Genomic DNA, 21229 nt, shown 5'->3' on the forward strand with positions numbered 1-21229 from the left:
CCCTATCCCAGCCCTTCCAGCCGCTGCTCCACGCGCTGGCGGGCGGGGTCGCCGTCCACCAGAAGGGCCGACGCCCTCTCGTAAGCCGACCGGGCCCGGGTGAGGTCGCCTTCGTACTCGGCGACCTCACCCAGGACCTCCCACGCCTTGCCCTCGCCCGAAGAGGAACCCCGCGCACGCATCACCTCCAACCCCGCCTCGGCCTCGCGGCGAGCCCGGCCCGGCATCGACCGGGCCACCAGCACCGACCCCAGGGCGATGCGCACGCGCGCGGCATTGTAGGGGTCGCCGGACAGGAGCGGCAGCGCGCGCTCCAGATGCGTCTGGGCCCGGACGGGCGAGCCGGCGGCCAGATGGGCACGGCCCAACATCATCAAGGTGATCGCCTTGTTGTGCTCGATCCCGGTCTGCTCGTCCACCTCCAGCGCATCTTGAAGGTGCACGAGCGCCTCGTCGAACCGCCGGTTCCGGAAGGCGAGGATGCCCCGACGCTGCCGGGTCTGGGCGACGCGCTCCAGGTCCCCGGCCGCGGTCCAGATCCGCTCGGAGTCCGCAAGGTCGGCCATGGCGTCGTCCACACGGCCCAGGTGGCCGTACACCAGCGCGCGCTTGTTCAGCAGCCGTCCCAGCGCCCGCGTCTCTCCGAGTTCACGCGCACCGGTGATCGCCGGGGTGACCGCTCGCAGGTACAGGGACGCCTGCCCATGGTGCAGGAACAGCGACCACAACCCCTCGACCAGCCGCAGAGCCTGGCGGGGGTGTTCGCGGGTGAGGGCGAGCTCGGCCAGGGCCGCCAGATTCCGTCGCTCGTCATGCAACCACTCGGTGGCCTCGGCGGGCGTGGAGAACGGCGCCTCCTCCAGTGCCGGGGGAGCCACGGCGTACGGACGTAACAGGGCGTCCGCGGCCACGGACAGGTCACCGAACATCTCCAGGAGCCGGCCGACGCCTTCGGAGAAGGCGCGGGGGGTCTCCTCCTCAGCGGCTTTTTCGCGGGCGTGCAGGTGCAACAGGTCGTGGAAGCCGTACCGGCCGTCCCGGTACTCCGTCAGCAGATGGTGGTGTGCGAGGTCCTCCAACAGGCCCTCGCAGGCGGAGACCGGATCACCGGTCACGTACGAGGCGATCCGTGAGGTGAGGTCCGGGCCGGGATGCCAGGACAACCGCCGGTACAACCGGGCCTGAGCGGGGTCGAGGTTCCTGTAGGAGAGATCGAACGCCCCGCGCACCGATACCTCCAAACCGATCCGCTCACCCGTGTCCGCGAGCCTCCCCAGGCGTGCGGAGGTGTCCCGGAGCCTGCGTTCGACCCGGTTCCACGACCGCCAACGATGGGCGCTCTCGCCTATCGCCACGGTGCACACGGCCACCGGGAGCCCCGCGCACAGGTCCACGATGTGGCCGATCGCCGCTTCCTCCTGACTGGTGGCCGGGGGCCGACCGCTCAACCTGGTGAGGAGTTCGACGCCCTGGGCGGAGTCCAGCGGGGGGACCGTGATGATCTCGGCTCCGTCGATCCGCAACCCTGCGAGGTGGATCCTCGAAGTGACGATCACCGTGCTCTTCTCTCCCCCGGGTAGCAGGGAGCGGACCTGCGCGGCGGAGAAGGCGTCGTCCAGGAGCAGGGCGATGCGCGTCCGGTCGGTGACCGAGCGCCACATGGCGGCGCGCGCGGCCAGGTCCGCCGGCACCGTTCCGGGCTCCACGCCCAGGGAGACCAGGAGGACTTCCAGCGCCTCGTAGGGATCGGTGACCCTCCCTTCGGAGAATCCGCGCAGATCGACGAAAAGGGCCCCGTCCGCGCTCAGTTCCGCGTGGTCGTGCAGGAAGTGGGTGGCCAGGGCCGTCTTGCCGACTCCGGCCACGCCGGTGAGCACGATCAGGCCGTTCCTCCGATGCGTACGGGCGCGGGCGAGCGCGTCGGAGACCATCGCGGTCGACTCGGACCTGCGCACGAAGGTCGCGGGCGGTGTGGGCAGTTGGCGGGGCGGAGGCCGCCGGCGTTCGCCCGTCAGGTGCACGTCGCCTCGGAGCGTGCCCACCTGGATGGAGGTCCCGCTGATATGGCCTTGGATGCGGTTCTCGGAAGGGGGACGGCGATGGGGAGGGGTGTCCACGTTACTCCCATGACACACGGATCTTCGTTGCGGTACCGAGCAGGGGTTCGATCTCCTTCGTCGGAGTCGTATCCGGACCTGTCGATCGTGCGAGGACTTCCATGAGAACACGAAAATGTCCGTGCACGTGCATCTGCACGTTCTGGTACTCTTGCAGAAAGGCCGTGGAGTGCGACTTCGCAGTGGCGAACCAAAAGGCCCACCGCGTTCAGCGATGGGCCTGATGGTCAATCCGCGAAAGCTGTTAGAGGATCGCCCCCTGCCCCGGTATGTGGGTGCCCAGATAGATCACCCAGCCGAAGGCGAGGGTGAAAAAAGCAGCCGCTTCGGCTACTCTTGGGAACTTCATTGTTCTCCTAGCTAGACCCTGAAACTTTGGAAGGGGACGGGGCCTGGTCGGTCAGCGCAATGAGAACGGGGCGCCTCAAGGATCTGCAGTCCAGGGCGTCCCGTTTCACTGCTCTGAAGAGGGTGTTTGCCGCTTATCGGCGTGCTCTGCGTGTGACTCGGTGGCATCGTACAGACTTCCACCCTGGGGGTGGGCCTGTTTCAAAGGTCCCGAGGATCACGATTCGGGCAGAAGAGCCGTCGTGTCCAGCAATAGCTGGATTAATGCTGCTTCTGGCGCCGCGAGTTCATCGTACAGGGAGGCGGCGGCCTCCAGGTGGGTCCGGCCCTGTCGGCTCCGGCCCAGGAGGTGGAGCTGCTGCCCCAGCAGGTGATGGGCCTTCGCGCTCTCCCGCCGCAGACCGTACCGGGACGCGACGGCGAGCCCGTCCTCGAGGAGTTCCACCGCGGCCCCGGGGGCGTCGGACTCCAGCTCGATGAGCGCCAGCCCGAGGCAGGCATCGAAGATTGCGGCGGGGGGAGCCGAGTCGCGCATCTCCAGGCTGCGGCGGAAATAGACGCGCGCCTGGCCGGGTTCCCCGTTCATGGCATAGGCCGCCCCCGTATTGGACAGCACCATCGGAGCCGCCCACGGGTCGGGGAAGCGCTCCATGAGGTCCAGCGCCCGGGACAGGCATTCGACCGCCCGGGCAGGGCGCTGGCGGTGAAGCGCCAGTTCCCCCATATTCGCCCACACGATGGCCTCTTGGCGGTCGTCTCCGTTCTCTTGGGACGACGCGAGTGCGGCTTCGCAGAGGCTCCATGCCTGGCGGTGGTAACCCAGTTGCTGGAAGGCGCCGGCGAGGTTGACCTGTATCCCGGAAAGCGATCGCGGATCGGGAGACCGTTCCAGTACCGAGATCGCGTCGCTGAAATCCGCCACCGCCTCGTGGAAGGAACTCACGGTGAAGTGGCACAGGCCCCGGTGCCGCAGGGCGAAGAGGATCCCGGCCCTGTTCCCGTGTGCTTTGAAGTCCTCCAGGGCCCTTTCCAAGAAGGAGCGGCTCCGGTCGTAGTCCCCGGAGACGTAGTGGAACAGCCCCTGGAGCGCGACGCACCATACCCGGCCCAGAGGCTCGTCCATCCGGGCCCACAGGCCGTCGGCGGCGCGGGCGTGCTCATGGGCCCTGTCGAGTTCCCCGCAGCGCCACAGGGCGCGGGCCAGGTCGTAGTGGGCCCTCGCCGCTTCCCTTGCGTTCCCGTGCTCCCGCACGTACGCCACAGCCCGTTCGTGCAGCAGGAGGGCCGGCTGCCAGGGACCGTGGAGATCCAGGTACTCGGCCACGGCGTGCGACAACTCCGCCGCCACCCCCTCCTGTCCCCGCTCGTACGCCTCCCGGATAACCGTGAGAACCCGGGGCATTTCGGTGCGCATCCACCTTTGGGCGAGAGCGGGATCCTGCTTCGCCGCCTGCGGAGCGGGACCGCGGAGGCCGTGCCCGGGGCGGTGGGGGTGGAGCACCTCGTCGGCGGCCCGGCACAGGGAGAGATAGGTGTCGTGCATCCTGTCGTGTGTCCGACGCAGCTCCTCGGCGGAGAGCGTTTCGTGGGCACGGTGGAAGGCGTGGTTCTTCAGCAGGGTGTGGAACCGGTACCTGCCCGGTTCGTGCTCCTCCAAGAGGCAGGCTCCGACCAGCGCGTCCAGGGCCCGGTGCGCCTGCTGCGCGTCACCGCCGATCAGGGCGACCGCGACCGGCGCTCCTATGTCCCGCGTCGGATGCAGCCCGAGGCGCGAGAACGCCTCCCGCGCCGGCGGGTCCACGGCCCGGAGTGCCAGGTCGAACACCCGGCTCAGATCCATGTGACCGAATCGGAACGCCCCCACTCCCGACCGCTCCGAGGACGGGAACCGGGCGAGCAGTCCGTCGAGGGACCAGGAGGGGTGCAGCCGCAACATGGTGGCCATCAGCCGCAGAACGAGCGGGAGCCTGTCGCAGCGGGCGACCAACTCCTCCAACAGCGCCCTCTCGTCGGGGTGTTCGATCACACGGCCGCTGGCCGTGCTGAACATGTCCGCGCATTCGTCCACCGAGGGCAACCCCAGCGGGAGGTGGTCGGCCTCGTCGAGTTCGGGGAGCTGGAACCTGCTGGTGATCATCGTCGCGCATTTCTCACCTGAAGGGAGCAGCCCGGAGACCTGTTCGGCGCCGGCGGCGTCGTCCAGGACCAAGAGGACCCGTCTGGACCGGGTGTGCTCCCTCCACAGGGCCACCTGGCCCGTGAAGGACTCCGGAATCCGGGAGGCCGGTATGCGCAGCAGCTGTAGCAGCTCCGTGACGGCCTCACCCGGGGTGAGCGGCTCCAGCCGTTCGTGATTGCCCCGCAGGTCCAGATACAACCGGGCATCGGGGTAGTCGCCCTTGACCTGGTGGGCGACCCTGATGGCCAGTGCGCTCTTGCCGATCCCCGCCATCCCGCTGATCACCCAGGTCCGCGGAGAGCACGGGAACTGTTCGCGCAGGCTCGTGTTCAGCAGAAGCTGCTCGGCCTCTCTGCGGCGGAACAGGGTCAGGTCACGGCCGAGGTTGTCCGGTGCCGAAGGTGCGAGGGGGCCGTCCCGGAGGGGTGCCGGGTCCTTGTCGGCCGGTGGTGCGGCGGTGTGTCGGAGGAGGGTTCGGAACTCCTGCTGTAGCTCCCTGGAGGGGTCGACGCCGAGTTCCTCCGTTAAGCGTTCCTTGAGCTGCTGGTAGAGGACCAGCGCGTCCGCGGTCCGCCCCAGCTCGCGTAACCCCCGCAGCGCATGGAGATGGAGTGCCTCGTTCAGCGGGTAGTGGACGAGGGCGTCATCCAGGACGCGGACCACCGGAGCGGCATCGCCCAGGTCCAGCGCCAGCGACGCCCACTCTCCGAGAGTCTCCTGATAAGCGCGTTCCATCGAGAGCCGCATCCGGGCCATCCACCTGCCGGACAAACCGGCCAGGGGAGTACCCCGCCTCAAGCGGACGGCCTCCTCCAAGGCGGAGCGGGCGGACGCGTGATCCCCGGCCTGTTTGAATGCCGAGGCCCGGGACCTCGCCAGGAGGAGGCGCTGCCAATCCAGACTTCCCGCGGGTAAACGGAGCAGATAACCGCCCTCGTTGTGGGACAGCAGCTCCCGGTCGACGCCGGATTCCTCCAGCCTGCGACGCAGACGTGTGATGTAGGTGTGCAGGGTGCTGCGGAATGTCGAGGAAGGGGAATCCCATAACCTCTGGGCCAACTCGGGTAGGGAGAGCGACGTATTCCCGGCAAGGGCCAGGTGCACCAGTAGTTCACGTTCTCGTCCGGAGCCCAGCGGAACGGGCATGCCGTTGGCATGCAGGCGAATGTCGCCGAGTACGCGAAGTTCCACGACACGATCCCTACTGTGAGAAACACCTCCGGTTCCATGGTCGCATAACCTCGGTCGCCGAAAAAGCGCTGATCTCGCGTCCTTGGTTCGTGCCCTTTATGGAATGAGCGTTTGCACGTGCATTGTCCCGGGTGCGGCCTGGTGTGGTTGTTGAAGCTGTTGTTTCGGGGACTGTGGGCTTCTTGTGCGGGGCGGTTCGGGATTGCTGTCATTTCTTTTCTGGGTGCAATCGTGTGGTCCGTTCTTCGTGGGTTTCGATATCGAGGGCGTTCTTTTTGGAATTCTGGTTCATTGTGATCGTGGCCTTCGATAGGGGCCGTGGGCGCTGCTCCAGCGGGTGGTGCCCGAGGCGCTCGCCCGCGTACGGAGTGGGGGCGGCAGGTCCCGGAAGTGGGGACGGCCTGCGCCCTCATGGCGGCGGTGCGCGCCGCCCTGGGTGGTAGGCGGAGTGTGGAGGGTGGCCCCGGCGGCCGCTGGGGTGCCGGGGGCCTGTGTTCGTGTCCGCTTCGCCAACGCGGGCCCTTGCCCTAGTCGCCGGTCTCCTCGGCGGGGGGAGGGGCCTGGCCCTCCCAGCCCCGGAAGAGCCACGCCGTCCGGTCGCCGTCCGGATCGGGCTCGTACACGGCCCGCGGGGACGCCCGCCCGGGGACGCTCAACAGTGCCCCCAGTTCCTCCACGGGCACCTCGTAGATCTCCTCATGGTCGAAAACACCCTCCACCACCACCCCGTCCCAGCAGGACGGACCGCCCACGAGGCGCACGGTCACAGAGCCCGGCTCGTCTCCCAGTTCCATGGGTTCGATGATGTGGCCGCTTCCCCGCGATCCTCCTCAGGACACGCCCGGGCCGCGCCTGTCAAGGGTCCCGAGTCGGTGTGACGAGGCCCCCGTGCACCGAATCCGGGGTCGGCGGACCGACTTGACACCACTCCGACCGTAGTACTATGTTCAAACCACTTCAAGTGAAGTACTACGAACCGAGTGGAAATGAGGCGCTCCATGCCTGCCACCCCCCTCCGCCTGGACCTGACCGGGCTGCTGAACGCCGAGGCCCGCCCGCCCGTGGCGGCCCTCTCCGTCCCGGCGCAGCCCCGCCCCCGCCGCAAGAACCGTGACCAGCAGCCCAGGCCCCTCCCGGTGCGGAACGCCAGGCCCCTGCGCAAGCCGGGCGGTGTCCGTTGAACACGAGCATGAGTGCGAACGACCACAGCACCCCTCTCCCCGCCCCCGCCGCTCCGGCCGGGGAGCTGCGGGCTTCCCACCAGGACCGGGACACGGTGGTGGAACGCCTGCGCAACGCCGCGGCCGAGGGGCGCATTGACCACGACGAGCTGGACGAGCGCCTGGAACGGGCGCTGACGTCCAAGACCCACGCCGAGCTGGCCGCCCTGACCGCCGACCTGCCCGCGCCGCAGGACTCCGATCAGCAGCTGCCGCCGCTGGTGCTCAAGGGCGGGATGAGCGGCGCCGTACGCGGCCCCGGCCGGTGGGAGGCGCCCGCCCACGTGATCGCCCACGGCGGTGTGGGCGGTGTGAAGATCGACTTCAGCCGGGTCCGGAGCCGGCTGCGGGAGATCCTGGTGGAGGCCTACGGGGAGACCTCCGGGGTCACGGTCGTCATCCCCGACGGGTGGACCGCCGACACCACGGGCATGGACCCCGGCATCGGCGGCCTCAGAGACAGGACGACCCCGGACCGCCTCCCGGGAACGCCGCTGATCCGGCTCGCCGGGTCCGGCGGCATGGGGGGAGTGATCGTTCGCCACCCCAACGACAAGGAACGGCGCAAGCTGGACGAGAACCCGGCCTAGACGGGTGATCGGGGCCGAAGAGGATCCCGGAGGAGATTCCCGTCGGCGGCCCGGCCGGCCGCACCACGAAGTCCCGTACTCCGGAACTCCCGGAGTACGGGACTTCTCGTGTTCGCGGGGCCGGCCGCGGCCGTGGTCCCTACCGACCACCGTCACTCCGGCGAGGGCCGCCGTCCATGTCGTCGGTATCGCCGGCCGCTCGCTCGGCGCCGCCCGGCGGGGGTCAGCAGCGGTAGGTGGTGCCGTTGGCGGCCCGTCCCCAGTTGCAGGTGCTGATCGAGCCGGAACTGGTGTTGTTGTCGGCGCTGCCGGGCCGCTTCAGGCGCAGGTCGGGGTTGTTGGGGCCGTCGTTGCGCAGCACGTGGCGTCCGTAGCCGCGGTAGATCTGGTGGGCGCCGCTCGCGTACCGGTTGGTGCCGCTGCCGGTGCGCACGTAGGCCACCGCCCCGGCCGGCAGGTTGTAGGACGGCAGGGGGCGGCCGTAGGTGTTGGTGGTGATGTCGGGGACGTAGCCGCCCACGTTCACGGTGCGGGTGGTGACGTTCTTGATGACGAAGTACTCGCCGTTCAGGCTGGTGTTGCTGTTGGTGTCCGAGCCGGAGGCGTTGGGGCGCACGTGGGTGATCATCAGCGCGCCGGTGGTGGAGGCGGCCTGTGCCGGGGCGGACATCAGGGTGGCGGCGGTGAGGGCGGCCGCGGCGATGGCGGCGGCGCGCGCGAGGGGGCCTGGCATGTGGACGCTCCTGAGGTGGAAAAGCGTGGATCGGGGAGGCGTCATCGTCCCAACCCGGAGGGGGTGCACGTCGTGATTTAGCTGTACATGGCCGCTTTTGGTCAGGGTGTGCACCTACCCGGCGGTACCGCGTCCACGAACGGGGGTGCCTGCTGCCTTCGCCTTTCCTGCTGTGGCCGACCGGACACGGGAGCGGCGGGTCCTGCGGGACGGGACCGGCCTCGCGCCAGGGATGCGGGTCGGTGGCGGGGGCGCCGGAGGCGGCCGGGGAACCCGGTGAGCCCGCCACGGCCTTCCCTCGGTGCAGGCCCCGGGCGGGTGTCGCAGGGCGTAGGGTCCGGGTGCTTTTGTCACAGCGGTCTTCTAGGTTGCCCCGTATGACGGACGACCTTCTCGACATCCGCCTGTGGGTCCACTATGGGCAGGCGGACCTGGTCGACGGTGAAGCGGGCTTCGGCGTGGTGCCCCTGGGCGGGCCCTCGGGCATGTTGTGTCCGGGGCCCCGCCTGTCCGGTCACGTGACCCTGCTGACCGGTCTGCACACGGGGTACGTGGACCTATCGGTGAACGTCACCGGAACCGACCCCGGCCCGGCCCTGGACGAGTACGAGGACGCCGTGGAGGTCAGCCTCTACATGCCGCAGGGTGCTCCGGTCCTGGTCGAGTGGGCCGGCGAAGGGGCGCACACCCTGCCGGAGCCGTCCACCGGGCCGGGGTGGTACCGGTTGCGCTACCACGCCCGCGACGCGGACGCGGGGGCCGACGACACGGGCGAAAACGACGAGGACGGGGAGGAGTGCAACCCGGTGGACGCCTACCTCCTCCAGATCTGGCCCGCGCCCGAGGCGGCCCCCCGCGTTGTCGCCGCGTACAGCCGCACGATGCGGTACTGGCTCGCAGCGGGTTCCTGAGGCATCGCGGCTCCTGCGTCGGCCGGGGTCCTGTCGCGGGAGCCGCGCATTGCGCGGAACGAGGCGGGCATACGGAGCTCGGCCGCCGTCGACCGGAAGCGGACGGGCGCCCGCGGATCCCGTCTGGGATGTACGGCTCGCCGTCTGAAGCCCCTGCGATCGCCCGACCGCTGATCAGTGCGTGCCCTCACGCCGCGCGGACGGGTTCACCGGGGTGCCACAATGCCGTGCATGACCGATCGACCAGGTGCCCCCGGGCTCGTCCATCCCCCGAGCCTGCCGCTTCCGGAAGAGCTGTGGCGGCACGGTGCCTTCTGCGTCCTCATCCGCGCGGCCCTGGGCGGTGCGACCGACGAATGGTTCCGCGCCCATTGGCTGTCCGGGCGGGAGCGCGTCGGCTACGAGGACGGTGGCGGCAACTGGTGGGAGCTCGAAGTCCTCCCCGAGGGGCGCGCGGTCCTCTACGGCGAGGACCACGAGATGAGCGGTGCCCGCTGGCTGGAGCCCCCGCTGGACCTGCTCGCCGGCGCGCCGGAGTGGCTGCCCCTGAAACGGCTGCGTTCCATGGACGACATGCTCGGCCACGTCCACTGGTTCGACGGCGCCTCCTGGGAGCGCATCGCCTACCCTCCCGAGCTCCGGGACGACGGCCTGGAGAGCACCGCCGGCCGGTACTTCACCGAGTGGCGGGCCCTGGAGGAGGCGATGCGGCCGCTGGGCGACGGGCTGCTCGTGGAGGCGGACGCGGGGGAGGGGAGCCGGCGGGCGGTCGAGGCCCTGTTCGAGGCGGCGTCCCGGCGGCGCTGCACCCGCGAGGTCCTCGACGGACTCCTGGGCGACCTGAACCGCTCGCTGGAGTACGACGACGACCCCCCGGGGTCCCTCGACGTGGAGGCGGCCTTCGACATCGCCCTCCGGGCCGGTTTCGCCCCGCCGGGAGGCTGAGGGCCGCCCGGCGCCCGGGACGGTGGCCGGGCGAGGGGCGGCCCTTCGCCCGGATCAGGCCCGGGCGCTCCCGGGACCGTCCTCCGCCCGGTGCCAGGCGTGCCAGGCGAGGTAGGCGAACGGGAGCACCACGAGCAGATCGGCCGCGTAGGCGACCCACTCCAGGCGCAGGACCCTGCCCGCCGGAAAGGCGACGGCCGCGATACAGATGAACACGGCCACCCAGCGGGGCGCGATCCGGGTCCAGCCGGCCATCAGGCCGAAAATGAAAAGCGAGAGGGGGAAGACCGGGCCGGGGAGCCACAGCAGGGGGATGCTCTGGGGAGGATAGTCCGAGAAGCTCACCAGGGATATGTCGCCGACCGTTCCCAGTGATTCCTCGAAGAATCCCTGAAGGCCGAAGGAGACGGTTCCGAGCATTCCCACGAGGAGCATGAAAAGCCAGATTCCGGAGATCCGGGGGAGGTGTTCGCGGAGTCGGCCGTACTCTCCGATGAGGCCGTACACCCAGGGTGGCATGGACAGGGCGATCAGCATGCCGCCGGTGGCGCCGTAGTGGCCATTGTTCCAGAAGAACGGAGAAATGGAGAATATGACCGGGCCGAGCAGGAGCGCCGCCGCCTGCAGCCTTTGTGTGAACATGGCGACATGATACGGATTCCGGATGCTTTTTCAAGCATGCCCCGGGCGCTCGTGGTATTCGCCAGGGAGGGGCTGTTCGGATATTTCCTGAAAAGTTCATCGCCTTTTCTGTGGCGGTGGCCGGGAGTCGTCGTCGGCTTTCTCCGATACTGCTGCTCCGCCGCCCGCCGCCCGCCGCCCGCTGCCCGCCGCCCGCCTGCGTCGGGCGGACGGCCGACGGCCCCGGCGGGCGGGTGCCCGGCCCGGGGCCGTCGGTCCTGTGAGCGCCGCGCGGGCGCGTGCGGGTCAGTCCGGACGCCCGCGCCCGCGGGACCTCCGGCGCGACCCGCCCGCACCGCGCCGGCGGTGGAGGTGGGCGGCGTGCTCCAGGTAGCGCTGGAACAGCGACTCGGCCACCGGGTTGTGGCCGCGCACCCGCATCAGCCAGTGGGGCATGGTCCGTTCGTGCAGCCACAGGAAGCCGATGGTGAAGCCGAAGCTCAGCATCGCCTGCAGCGCGAGGAACGACAGCAGCGGTTCGCGCAGCGCGGTGCCCCCGGTCACCCACGCCACCATGTGGGCGTCGAACAGCCGGGCGGCGGGGAACCCGAGCAGCCAGTACAGGGCCAGCGGGGCCACCGCGCCGATCGGGAAGACCCCGCGTGCCAGCAGCACGCTGTAGGCGGCACCGAGGACGGCCAGCGGCAGGCCCAGGGCCAGGCCGACGGTGCCGGTCAGGGCCGGGGACAGCCCCGCCACCATCCCGAGGCCCGTGGCGAACAGGCCGGCGACGGCGCCGATGGCCGCTCCCGGGACCGCCACCTCCAGGTGGGCGGCCGCGCTCCCTCCCAGCCGGAGGGCGGACGAGGCGGGCATCAGTCGACCACCACCCCGAAGGCGAACAGCGAGTAGAAGAGCGCTCCCAGGTAGAACACGGCCGCGAACGCGATGATCGCGTTGGAGACGATCCCGGGGCGGATGGGCTTGGGCAGCGTGATGTTGTTGACCAGCAGCAGCACCACGCAGTACGCGCCCATCGCGAAGGCCGACAGGAACGCCAGCACGTCCAGGATGGCCGCGGGCCCGTCGGCCGGTCCGAACAGCAGGATGACGATGCCGAAGGCGATCAGCCCCCACAGGAACATGCCGTACAGCTTCGAGAGCCCGAACCGCTTGGCGCCCGGCACGAAGTTGTAGGTCATGTCGGCCTGGCCGCGCGAGAAGGAGTCGAACAGGCCCAGCGTCGCGTTGAGGCCGATCAGCGCGATGAACAGGAAGAACACCGTTCCGAGGATCGGGCTGCCGGCGGCGGAGAAGGCGCCAGCCATCGCGTCCAGCGACGCGTCCCGGTCGCCGGCCCGGATCAGCTCCGTCACCTGCGGGTCGAACCGGGCCGCGGACTGGGCCAGGACGGTGAAGGAGACCGTCACCAGCATGGTGATGCCCCAGAACAGCACCAGGGCGTCGAAGGTGACCCAGCGGCGCCACCCCTTCCACTTCTCCATCTCCGCGGGGTCGGAGGTGTCGAACATGTAGCCGTGGGAGGGCATGGCCTCCTGCTCGCCGGCGTGCCGCAGGCCCCGGATCTTGGGGATGTGCACGCCCATCCCCGCGCCCTTGTCGCGCAGGTGCAGGGTGTACCACATCTGCTGCATGCCGGAGGGCCCGGCGAAGGCGATCGCGCCGACGATGATGGGGAACCAGGCCGCCGTCATCGCCTCGTCCGGGAGGTACCCGAACGAGAACATCCCGGTGAGGGTGGAGGTGAGGTCCGACAGGTTGCCGACCATCGCCGCGACCACCGACGTGCCGACCACCAGCAGGCCGATACAGATGGAGAGCACGTTCTCCAGCAGGTCGTAGATGACCTTGGCGAGGGTGAAGACCACGCCGACGAGGATCATGCCGGCCACCGCGGTGGCCTGCCAGGGGATGCCGGTCACCCGTTCGAAGGCGGACGCCCCGGCCGACAGGTGGCCGGGCCAGATGTAGACCAGCATCGCCGTCACGAAGAAGAACCACATCAGCGGTTTGAACACGCGCGCGGCGCCGTAGAAGATGCTCTCCCCGGTGGCCATCGCGTACCGGGACATCTCCAGCATGACCACGGCCTGGAGGGAGAGGCCGATCAGGAACAGCCAGCGGATCTCCGGGCCGAAGATCAGCACCAGGCGCGGCCACATGTAGGACTCGCCCATGCCCACGCCCAGGGCGACGAGGAACACGGTCGGTCCGAGGATGTGGATGGAGGGGGGAGCCTTGGGCAGGCTCCGGATGGGCATCGGCTCCAGCCGGCCCGCCTTCCAGTACCGCTCCTCCTGCGGGGGCGCGGCGCCGTCGGCCGGCGGGTCGGCGGGGGTTCCGGTCGTGGCGGAGTCGGCGGTCACCGGTTCGGCGGGGGGACCGGACTCGGAGGGGTGGGCCCGGCGCTGCGCCGGGATGTGGGCTCCCCCGGTCTCGGGCGAAGCCGGGGGTTCCGAGGGACGGGGGGTGGGGGGTGAGGAATCCAAGGCGATACTCCGTGTGTGCGCGAATGCGAGTCGGTGGTTCGCATGTCGCCCCCGGGTGGTGCTGCACCTCCCTGCCGTGTCGGGTACGCGGACGGATCACCGTGGCCGGACGTGGCTGTCGTGGCGGTGACCGGGCCCGGCGGCCTTGCGGCGGCGGCTCCAGGGCCGCCGGGCGGGTATGGCGCGTGTTGCGGTTCGGTGGCTGTCGTGTGTCGTGGCGGCCCGGCCGGAGCGGTCGGCTCCGACCGGGCACCCGGTCAGAGTAGTCCGGCGGCGCGGGCCCAGCGATACTTCGCGCCCAGGACCTTCACCGGCATCTCGGTCGTGTAGGGGTAGGCGACGATCCCGTGCTCGAACAGCTTCCGGCTCGCCGCCTCGACCTCGGTGTCACCCGAGAGGGAGGCCACCACCGGCTTGTCGATCCCGGCCGCGCGGGCCTTGTCCACCACGTCGATCACGACGTCGGCGAAGACCAGCGGCGGCGTGACGATGGTGTGCCAGTAGCCGAGGACCAGCGAGTGCACGCGGGGGTCCTCCAGCCCCAGGCGGATGGTCTTCTCGTAGGTGGAGGGCGGCTCGCCGCCGGTGATGTCCACCGGGTTCCCGGCCGCCCCGAACGGCGGGATGAAGGCGCGGAAGGCCTCGTCCAGGTCCGGCGGGATCTCGTACAGCGACATCCCGTTGTCCACCACAGCGTCCGACAGCAGCACGCCTGAGCCGCCCGCGCCGGTGATGATCACGATGTTCTCGCCGCGGGGGGCGGGCATGACCGGCAGGGCGCGGCCGTACTCCAGGAGCTCGGTCAGCCCGGGGGCGCGGACCACGCCCGCCTGGCGGAGGATGTCGTCGTAGACCTTGTCGTCCCCGGCGAGCGCGCCGGTGTGCGACCCGGCGGCGCGGGCCCCCGCGGAGGTCCGGCCGGCCTTGAGCACGACCACGGGCTTCTTCGGGACCACCTCGCGGGCGGCGGCGACGAACGCCCGGCCGTCCTTGAGGTCCTCCAGGTGCATGGCGACCGCGTTGGTGTGCTCGTCCTGGCCGAAGAAGGTGAGCAGGTCGTCCTCGTCGATGTCGGCCTTGTTGCCGACGCCCACGATCGCCGACACGCCCGTGCGCGTGCTGCGGCTGTACCCCAGGATCGCCATGCCGATCCCGCCGGACTGCGAGGTCAGGGCGGTCCCCCCGGCCACGTCGTACGGCGTGCAGAAGGTCGCGGACAGCTTCTGCGGCGTGTAGTAGTACCCGTAGATGTTGGGCCCGAGGATGCGGACCCCGTGCCGCCGGGCCACGGCGAGCACCTCGTCCTGGAGCTCCTGCTCGCCGGTCTCGGCGAAGCCGGACGGGATGAGGATGGCGCCCGCCACCCCCTTGCGCCCGGCCTCCTCCAGGGCCCCGGCCACGAACCTGGCCGGGATGGCGAAGACCGCCACGTCCACCTCGCCGGGCACGTCGGCGATGGACTTGTAGGAGGGGAGGCCGTTGACCTCGGCCGACTTCGGGTTGACCGGGTGGATGGCGCCCTCGTAGCCGCCGTCCACGATGTTGCGGATGACGGAGTTGCCGATCTTGCCGGCCTCGTTGGAGGCGCCGATGACGGCGATGGAGCGCGGCTTGAAGATGCGCTCCATGGACGCCAGGATCTCCTCCCGCCCGAACTTGCGGGGCCCCTCGGCGGGCGCGAAGTCCAGGACGAACCGCAGGTCGGCGGCGATGGCCCCGGAGGCCGAGGCGAACACGGGGTTGAGGTCGGCCTCCGCGATCTCGGGGAAGTCCGTGACCAGCTCGGACAGGCGCACCAGCAGGTCGGCCAGGGCGCCCCGGTCCACCGCCTCGGCGCCCCGGACCCCGTCCAGGACCTCGGCGGCCCTGATGTCGGCGACCTGGGCCAGCGCCTCCTCGCGGCTGACGGGGGCCAGGCGGAAGGAGACGTCCTTGAGGACCTCCACCAGCACGCCGCCCAGCCCGAACACCACGACCTTGCCGAACGTGGGGTCGGTGGTGGCGCCGACCAGGACCTCCAGGCCGCCCTGGACCATCTGCTGGACCTGCACGCCGTCGATGCGCGCGTCGGGGTCGTGGGCGCGGGCGTTGGCGGTGATGCGCTCGAAGGCCGCGGCGACCTCCTCCGCGCTGTTCAGCCCGATCTCCACCCCGCCCGCGTCGGTCTTGTGCAGGATGTCGGGGGAGACGATCTTGGCGGCCACGGGCAGGCCGAGCCCGGTGGCCAGGGCGGCGGCCTCCTCGGCGGTGCGGGCCAGGGCCTCGCCGGGGACGGGGATGCCGTAGGCCTCCGCGAGGACGCGGCTCTCGGGGGCGGTGAGGGCGGACCGGCCCTCGGCGCGGGCCCTGTCGAGGACCTCGCGGACCGGGGCGGGATCCCGGTCGGAACGCTCGGGGGTGTAGACGGCCATGCGCTCAGATCACTCCGTTCGATGAGAGCTCTGCCAGTTCCTCGTCGGTCAGGCCCAGCTCGTCGCGGTAGATGTCGGCGTTGTGCTCGCCGAGCAGGGGGGACCGGTCGACCTCCACCGGGGAGTCGGAGAGGCGGATGGGCGAGGACACGGTGTGGTAGGTGCCGCGCTCGGGGTGGTCGACCTCGGTGATCACGCCGTTCTCGCGCAGGGTGGGGTCCTCGATGATCTCCCGGGTGGACATGATCGGCCCGCAGGGGATGTTGTGCGCGTTGAGCGCGGCGAGCACGTCCCACTTGGGCAGCTCCCGGGACCACTCCTCGATCAGGGCGAAGGCCTTGTCGAGCTTGTCGAGCCGGGCCTCGGGGGTGGCCCACTCGGGGTCCTGGGCCAGCTCGGGCCGGCCGATCAGCCGGGTGATGGGCTCCCAGCCCGCGGGCTGGATGATCACGTACACGTAGTCGTTGGGGCCGCCGGGCGCGGTGCGCACGGCCCAGCCGGGCTGTCCGCCGCCGGACGCGTTGCCCGAGCGCGGGACCTCGTCGCTGAAGTCGTCGTTGGGGTACTCCGAGAGCGGCCCGTGGGCGAGCCGCTGCTGGTCGCGCAGCTTGACCCGGCACAGGTTGAGCACCGCGTCCTGCATGGCGACCTGGACGCGCTGGCCCCGGCCCGTGTGCACCCGCTGGTACAGGGCGGCGAGGATACCGGCTACTGTATGCATTCCGGTGCCCGAATCACCGATCTGCGCCCCCGTGGCCAGCGGCGGCCCGTCCTCGAACCCGGTGGTGCTCATGGAGCCGCCCATGGCCTGGGCGATCACCTCGTAGGCCTTGAAGTCGGCGTACGCGCCCGGGCCGAAGCCCTTGATCGAGGCGTAGACGAGCCTCGGGTTGGTCTCGGCGAGCACCTCCCAGGTGAACCCCATCCGGTCCAGGGCGCCGGGCGCGAAGTTCTCCACCAGGACGTCGCTGCGGCGCACCAGCTCCAGGAAGATCCGCTTGCCCTCGGCGCTCTTGGTGTTCAGGGTGATGCTCCGCTTGTTGGAGTTGAGCATCGTGAAGTACAGGCTGTCCACGCCGGGCTTGTCCCGGAGCTGGCGCCGGGTGATGTCGCCCGAGGGCGCCTCCAGCTTGACGACGTCGGCGCCCATCCACGCGAGGATCTGGGTCGCGGACGGCCCCGACTGGACATGGGTCATGTCCAGGACGCGGACCCCGTCGAGTGCCTTGCCCATGACTCTCCTTCCGGGCTACTTGTACATCGTCTGGTTCATGGTCCCCGGGGCGTACACCTCGGGGTCGATCCAGACGTTGATCAGGGAGGGCTTGCCGGACTCGCGGGCGCGCAGCAGGGCCGGGCCGATCTCGGCCGGGTCGGTGACCTCCTCGCCGTACCCGCCGAGCATCTTCGCGAACTCGGAGTAGCGCACGTCGCCCAGCGTGTTGCCGAGCTCGCCCCGGTCGGCGCCGTACTTGGCGATCTGCCCGTAGCGGATCTGGTTCATCGAGGAGTTGTTGCCGACGATCCCCACGAAGGGCAGGTCGAAGCGGACCAGGGTCTCGAAGTCCCAGCCGGTGAGGCTGAAGGCGCCGTCGCCGAACAGCGCCACCACCTCCTTGTCCGGCCGCGCGTACTTGGCCGCCATCACGAACGGGATCCCGACGCCGAGCGTGCCGAGCGGGCCCGGGTCCATCCAGTGGCCGGGGGACTTGGGCTGGACCACCTGTCCGGAGAAGGTGACGATGTCGCCGCCGTCGCCGACGTAGACGGAGTCCTCGGTGAGGAACTTGTTGATCTCGTTGACCAGGCGGTAGGGGTGGATCGGGGTGGAGTCCGAGGTCAGCAGGTGCGCGCGCTTGTCGAGCGCGGCCTGCTCCTGGGTGCGCAGCTCCTCCAGCCAGCCCTTGCGGGCCTGGGCCCCGGTGTCGCCGTACCCGGAGACCGCCTGGAGCACCGAGGAGAGGACGACGTCGGCGTCGCCCACGATGCCGAGGTCGATGTCGCGGTTCTTGCCGACGGTGGCGTAGCTGAGGTCGATCTGCACGACGGTGGCGTCGGGGGACAGACGCTTGCCGTAGCCCATCCGGAAGTCGAACGGGGTGCCGACGATGATGATGAGGTCGGAGTTGGTGAAGGCGTAGCGCCGGGAGAGCTGGAAGTGGTGCGGGTCCCCGGGCGGGAGGGTGCCGCGCCCGGCGCCGTTCATGTAGGCGGGGATGTTGAGCGCGCGGACCAGCTCGACGGCGGAGTCGGTGGCCCGGGTGGTCCACACCTGGTTGCCGAGCAGGATGCTGGGCCGTTCCGAGCGCACGATCAGCTCGGCGAGGCGCTCGATGGCGGCGGGGTCGCCGGCCTGGCGCGTGGACGCCCGGTAGTGTCCGGCGGCCGGGATGCGGGCCCGCTCCACCGGGACCCTGGCGTCCAGGACGTCGCGGGGGATCTCCAGGAAGGCCGGCCCGGGGGCGCCGTTGTTGGCCTCGCGGAAGGCCATGGAGACCATGTCGGCGACCCGCTCGGTGTGCGGGACGGTGGCCGCGAACTTGGAGATCGGGTTGATCATGTCCACGTGCGGCAGGTCCTGGAGGGACCCCATCTTGTGCTGGCTGAGGGCTCCCTGCCCGCCGATGACCAGCATGGGGCTCTCGGCCCGATAGGCGTTGGCGATGCCGGTGACCGCGTCCGTGGTGCCCGGGCCCGCCGTCACGACTGCGCAGCCGGGCCTGCCGGTGATCCGGGCGTAGCCGTCGGCGGCGTGCGCGGCGACCTGCTCGTGCCGGACGTCGATCACGTCGATGCCCTCGTCGGCGCAGCCGTCGTAGATGTCGATGATGTGGCCGCCGCAGAGCGTGAAGATCACGTCGACGCCCTCGGCCTTGAGCGCCTTGGCCACCAGGTGGCCACCGGAGATCGTGGTGTTTTCGCTGTTGGTTTCGGTGGATACCTTGCCGTCGGCCATCGGTGCGACGACCCCTTTCGTGCGGGAGAGGACTGGTGTGCTTCGCCGTTGGGTGCGGGGGAGTCTGAAGTTCGGATACTGTATACCGTGTGCATCACATTGGAGCACTCCGGCGGCCCGCTGTCCAGACCCCGTGGGGAAGCGTCCGGATCGGCAGCGGCCTGCGCAGCCGGGCCGCCAGGACCGCGGCCGAGGCCGGGAGCAGGGCGGAGACCGCCAGGCCGGCGGCGTGGGAGCCGGCCGGGAGCAGGGACAGGAGCGCGATCGCCCCGCCCACCCCGAGCAGGCCGCCGACCGCCTTGGAGCCGTGGACGAGACCGGGGAGGTCGGCCGGGCGTCCCGGGCCGCCGTGGCGCCCGGCGCCGAAGTGCCCCTCGGTGATCGCCCTGGTGAGCGGGTAGCAGGACCCGGTTCCCACGCCCACCACGAGCCCCAGGCAGACCAGCAGCGGGAGCGGGCCGTCCTGGATCGCCGCGGCCAGCCCGGCCTGGCCGAGCGCGGTCGCGGCCAGGAGCACCGCGAGGGTCCGGCGCCGTCCGGCGCGCTCGGCGACGACGCTCGCGGCCAGCCGGCCGAGCCCGCTGGCCAGGGCGAACGCCGTGATCACCGTTGCGACCTCCGTGGGGTCGCGGCCCAGGCCCAGTGCGAGCGCGGGCAGCGCCACGAGGGTGAACAGCCCCACGGCCCCGGACAGCGCCACGATCGTGTGCAGGGCGAGCAGTGAGCGCCCGCTCGCCCAGGCCTGGCCCGCGCTGAAGTCGCGTGCGGCCGGGGGATCGGCGCTCCGCCGCAGCGCGGCCGCGCGCGGGTCGCGCTCCGGGGGCCACCAGTGCGCCGGAGCGCCGCGCTGCCCGATCCCGCCCGCGGCGCCGAGGGCGAGCACGCCCAGGGCCAGGGCGGTGGAGGCCGCGGCCAGGGACTCGGGGGACAGACCCAGGACCAGCGCGGGCAGTAGCGGGACCGGGCCCAGGGCGAAGGCCCCGCCCACGGCGCCCAGGCGTACGGTATGCCGGTCCGGGAACCAGCCCTCCACCAGGTCCGCGCAGGAGTGGTAGACCAGCCCCGCGCCCGCGCCGCCGAGCAGGCCGTAGCCCGCGGCGGCGGCCAGGGGGTCCGAGGCGTGGCCGACCGTGTACAGGGCCGCGGCGCACAGCGCCGTGCCCAGGAGGATCGCCGCACCCGGGCCGGCCGGGCCGCGTGCCCCGAGCAGGCGCGGGACGGGCGCGAAGGAGCCCTGGACCAGCGCCCAGACGAGGAACGGGACCAGGGCCTGGGCGGGGGACCAGCCGTGCGCCGCGATCAGCACGGGCACCGCGGCCCCGTAGCCGAACTGGAGCACGCCCACGGCCGCCGCGGCGAGCAGGATGCGCAGGAGCAGGGCGGGCCGGGACAGGCCGGTCAGTTCCCGGGCGGAGGGGCCCACCGTGTACCGCCTGCCCAGCCAGTCGCGGACGTCCGAGGCGTCCGCGGCGGGTGCGGCGACGGGGGCCGGTGTCGGCGGGGGGCGACGGGCCGGTGGCTCCGGCAGGTGGCGGGGGAACATGGCGGCACCTCCTTGTATGCAGTATGCAAAATGAGGTGTGGCTTGTGAAGAGGAGACTTCGGGTGGATGCCTATTGAATACTGCATACAGTATGAGGTATCCCTGTGAGAGGGGGCGAGAAGCGTACAGAGGAGGAGTGTTGGATCTCTACGAGTACGAGGCCAAACAGATCTTCGGCGAGTACGGTGTCGCGCTGGTCCGCGGCGAGATCGCCGACACCCCGGCGCAGGCCGCCGCGGCGGCCGGCCGCCTGGGCCGGAAGGTCGTGGTCAAGGCCCAGGTCAAGACCGGTGGCCGCGGTAAGGCCGGCGGCGTCAAGGTCGTCGAGGGCCCCGAGGGCGCCCGGGCCGCGGCCGAGCGGATCCTCGGCATGGACATCAAGGGCCACACGGTCCGCCGCGTCCTGGTCGAAGAGGCCTCCGACATCGCGGAGGAGTACTACTTCTCCTTCCTGCTGGACCGGGCCGAGCGCAGGTTCCTCTCGATCTGCTCCGCCCGGGGCGGCATGGAGATCGAGGAGGTCGCCGAGACCGACCCCGGTGCGGTGGTGCGCACCCCGGTGGACCCCACGGGGGTGACGACCTCGGACGCCCTGGACATCTGCCGGGCCGCCGGGATACCCGACCGCGCCCGCGGCGCCGTCGCCGCGGTGATCGCGCGCCTGTGGGACGTCGCCTCCGGCGAGGACGCCACGCTCGTCGAGGTCAACCCGCTCGTGCTGACCGGGGACGGCCGTGTCATCGCCCTGGACGGCAAGGTCACCCTGGACGACAACGCCCTGTTCCGGCACCCGGAGCGCAGCGGCTTCGCGGACCCGCACGGCACCGACGAACGCGAGGCCCGTGCGGCCGAGCGGGGGCTCAACTACGTCAAGCTGGACGGTGAGGTCGGCATCATCGGTAACGGTGCGGGCCTGGTCATGTCCACCCTGGACGTGGTCGCCTACGCCGGCGA

The 21229-nt window shown here is 70.8% G+C and carries 16 protein-coding genes; 5 read left to right on the top strand and 11 right to left on the bottom strand.

Annotation, left to right across the window (positions count from 1 at the left end; all coding sequences use genetic code 11):
- Positions 1-2 precede the first annotated feature (2 nt).
- The 3 genes from ACFVNO_RS30625 to ACFVNO_RS30635 all read right to left on the bottom strand — a co-directional run bounded on the left by ACFVNO_RS30625 (position 3) and on the right by ACFVNO_RS30635 (position 6629).
- A complete protein-coding gene (locus tag ACFVNO_RS30625) occupies positions 3-2042 on the bottom strand; it encodes a tetratricopeptide repeat protein (RefSeq protein WP_378897892.1) in 2040 nt (679 codons plus the stop codon).
- 640 nt (positions 2043-2682) lie between these two features.
- A complete protein-coding gene (locus tag ACFVNO_RS30630; RefSeq protein WP_378897895.1) occupies positions 2683-5835 on the bottom strand; it encodes a BTAD domain-containing putative transcriptional regulator in 3153 nt (1050 codons plus the stop codon).
- 527 nt (positions 5836-6362) lie between these two features.
- Positions 6363-6629 carry a hypothetical protein gene (locus ACFVNO_RS30635; RefSeq protein ID WP_355269930.1) on the bottom strand — a complete coding sequence of 89 codons (267 nt, stop codon included), beginning with the start codon at positions 6627-6629 and terminating at the stop codon, positions 6363-6365.
- Between the two features lie 204 nt (positions 6630-6833).
- Between ACFVNO_RS30635 and ACFVNO_RS30640 the strand changes: the two genes are divergently transcribed.
- Positions 6834-7016, top strand: coding sequence for a hypothetical protein (locus tag ACFVNO_RS30640; RefSeq protein ID WP_355269928.1), 183 nt, complete (start codon positions 6834-6836; stop codon positions 7014-7016).
- An 8-nt stretch (positions 7017-7024) separates the two neighbouring features.
- The gene (locus ACFVNO_RS30645) at positions 7025-7645 is read left to right on the top strand and encodes a DUF1707 domain-containing protein (RefSeq protein WP_355269926.1); all 621 of its coding nucleotides are present in this window, start codon (positions 7025-7027) and stop codon (positions 7643-7645) included.
- Between the two features lie 223 nt (positions 7646-7868).
- Here the strand turns inward: ACFVNO_RS30645 and ACFVNO_RS30650 are convergent, their stop codons facing one another.
- Positions 7869-8378, bottom strand: coding sequence for a lamin tail domain-containing protein (locus ACFVNO_RS30650; RefSeq protein WP_378897900.1), 510 nt, complete (start codon positions 8376-8378; stop codon positions 7869-7871).
- 377 nt (positions 8379-8755) lie between these two features.
- Here ACFVNO_RS30650 and ACFVNO_RS30655 point away from each other — a divergent pair, with 377 nt between their 5' ends.
- Positions 8756-9289, top strand: coding sequence for a hypothetical protein (locus ACFVNO_RS30655; RefSeq protein ID WP_220560503.1), 534 nt, complete (start codon positions 8756-8758; stop codon positions 9287-9289).
- A 231-nt stretch (positions 9290-9520) separates the two neighbouring features.
- A complete protein-coding gene (locus tag ACFVNO_RS30660; RefSeq protein ID WP_355269922.1) occupies positions 9521-10234 on the top strand; it encodes a hypothetical protein in 714 nt (237 codons plus the stop codon).
- Between the two features lie 54 nt (positions 10235-10288).
- Here ACFVNO_RS30660 and ACFVNO_RS30665 read toward each other — a convergent pair whose 3' ends face one another.
- The 7 genes from ACFVNO_RS30665 to ACFVNO_RS30695 form a co-directional block, all read right to left on the bottom strand.
- Entirely contained in the window at positions 10289-10876 is a 588-nt protein-coding gene (locus ACFVNO_RS30665) for a hypothetical protein (protein WP_378897904.1), read from the bottom strand.
- Positions 10877-11161: 285 nt separating this feature from the next.
- Positions 11162-11731: a hypothetical protein gene (locus ACFVNO_RS30670; RefSeq protein ID WP_355269918.1), complete on the bottom strand. Its 570-nt coding sequence runs from the start codon at positions 11729-11731 to the stop codon at positions 11162-11164.
- Positions 11731-13365, bottom strand: coding sequence for an Nramp family divalent metal transporter (locus ACFVNO_RS30675; protein WP_355269916.1), 1635 nt, complete (start codon positions 13363-13365; stop codon positions 11731-11733). The genes ACFVNO_RS30670 and ACFVNO_RS30675 overlap by 1 nt, the downstream gene beginning before the upstream one ends.
- 257 nt (positions 13366-13622) lie before the next feature.
- Complete coding sequence (locus ACFVNO_RS30680) at positions 13623-15776, bottom strand: acetate--CoA ligase family protein (protein WP_355269914.1); 2154 nt, start codon at positions 15774-15776, stop codon at positions 13623-13625.
- A 4-nt stretch (positions 15777-15780) separates the two neighbouring features.
- Positions 15781-17010, bottom strand: a complete 1230-nt coding sequence (frc, locus tag ACFVNO_RS30685; protein WP_355269912.1) for a formyl-CoA transferase — start codon at positions 17008-17010, stop codon at positions 15781-15783.
- Between the two features lie 15 nt (positions 17011-17025).
- On the bottom strand, positions 17026-18732 hold the full coding sequence (locus ACFVNO_RS30690; RefSeq protein WP_220560511.1) for a thiamine pyrophosphate-binding protein: 1707 nt from the start codon (positions 18730-18732) through the stop codon (positions 17026-17028).
- A gap of 94 nt (positions 18733-18826) precedes the next feature.
- Complete coding sequence (locus tag ACFVNO_RS30695) at positions 18827-20275, bottom strand: MFS transporter (RefSeq protein ID WP_378897909.1); 1449 nt, start codon at positions 20273-20275, stop codon at positions 18827-18829.
- A gap of 139 nt (positions 20276-20414) precedes the next feature.
- Between ACFVNO_RS30695 and ACFVNO_RS30700 the strand changes: the two genes are divergently transcribed.
- A partial coding sequence (locus ACFVNO_RS30700) for an ATP-grasp domain-containing protein (protein ID WP_378897912.1) occupies positions 20415-21229 on the top strand: 815 nt, incomplete at its 3' end.

Source organism: Nocardiopsis sp. NPDC057823 (genome assembly GCF_042797335.1).
GTDB classification, from domain to species: domain Bacteria; phylum Actinomycetota; class Actinomycetes; order Streptosporangiales; family Streptosporangiaceae; genus Nocardiopsis; species Nocardiopsis changdeensis.

Excerpts from the sequence above, each read along its gene's own strand:
- ACFVNO_RS30635 (WP_355269930.1), bottom strand. The coding sequence starts at position 6,629 with ATGGAACTGGGAGACGAGCCGGGCTCTGTGACCGTGCGCCTCGTGGGC.
- ACFVNO_RS30640 (WP_355269928.1), top strand. The coding sequence starts at position 6,834 with ATGCCTGCCACCCCCCTCCGCCTGGACCTGACCGGGCTGCTGAACGCC.
- ACFVNO_RS30645 (WP_355269926.1), top strand. The coding sequence starts at position 7,025 with ATGAGTGCGAACGACCACAGCACCCCTCTCCCCGCCCCCGCCGCTCCG.
- ACFVNO_RS30650 (WP_378897900.1), bottom strand. The coding sequence starts at position 8,378 with ATGCCAGGCCCCCTCGCGCGCGCCGCCGCCATCGCCGCGGCCGCCCTC.
- ACFVNO_RS30655 (WP_220560503.1), top strand. The coding sequence starts at position 8,756 with ATGACGGACGACCTTCTCGACATCCGCCTGTGGGTCCACTATGGGCAG.
- ACFVNO_RS30660 (WP_355269922.1), top strand. The coding sequence starts at position 9,521 with ATGACCGATCGACCAGGTGCCCCCGGGCTCGTCCATCCCCCGAGCCTG.
- ACFVNO_RS30665 (WP_378897904.1), bottom strand. The coding sequence starts at position 10,876 with ATGTTCACACAAAGGCTGCAGGCGGCGGCGCTCCTGCTCGGCCCGGTC.
- ACFVNO_RS30670 (WP_355269918.1), bottom strand. The coding sequence starts at position 11,731 with ATGCCCGCCTCGTCCGCCCTCCGGCTGGGAGGGAGCGCGGCCGCCCAC.
- ACFVNO_RS30680 (WP_355269914.1), bottom strand. The coding sequence starts at position 15,776 with ATGGCCGTCTACACCCCCGAGCGTTCCGACCGGGATCCCGCCCCGGTC.
- frc (WP_355269912.1), bottom strand. The coding sequence starts at position 17,010 with ATGGGCAAGGCACTCGACGGGGTCCGCGTCCTGGACATGACCCATGTC.
- ACFVNO_RS30690 (WP_220560511.1), bottom strand. The coding sequence starts at position 18,732 with ATGGCCGACGGCAAGGTATCCACCGAAACCAACAGCGAAAACACCACG.
- ACFVNO_RS30695 (WP_378897909.1), bottom strand. The coding sequence starts at position 20,275 with ATGTTCCCCCGCCACCTGCCGGAGCCACCGGCCCGTCGCCCCCCGCCG.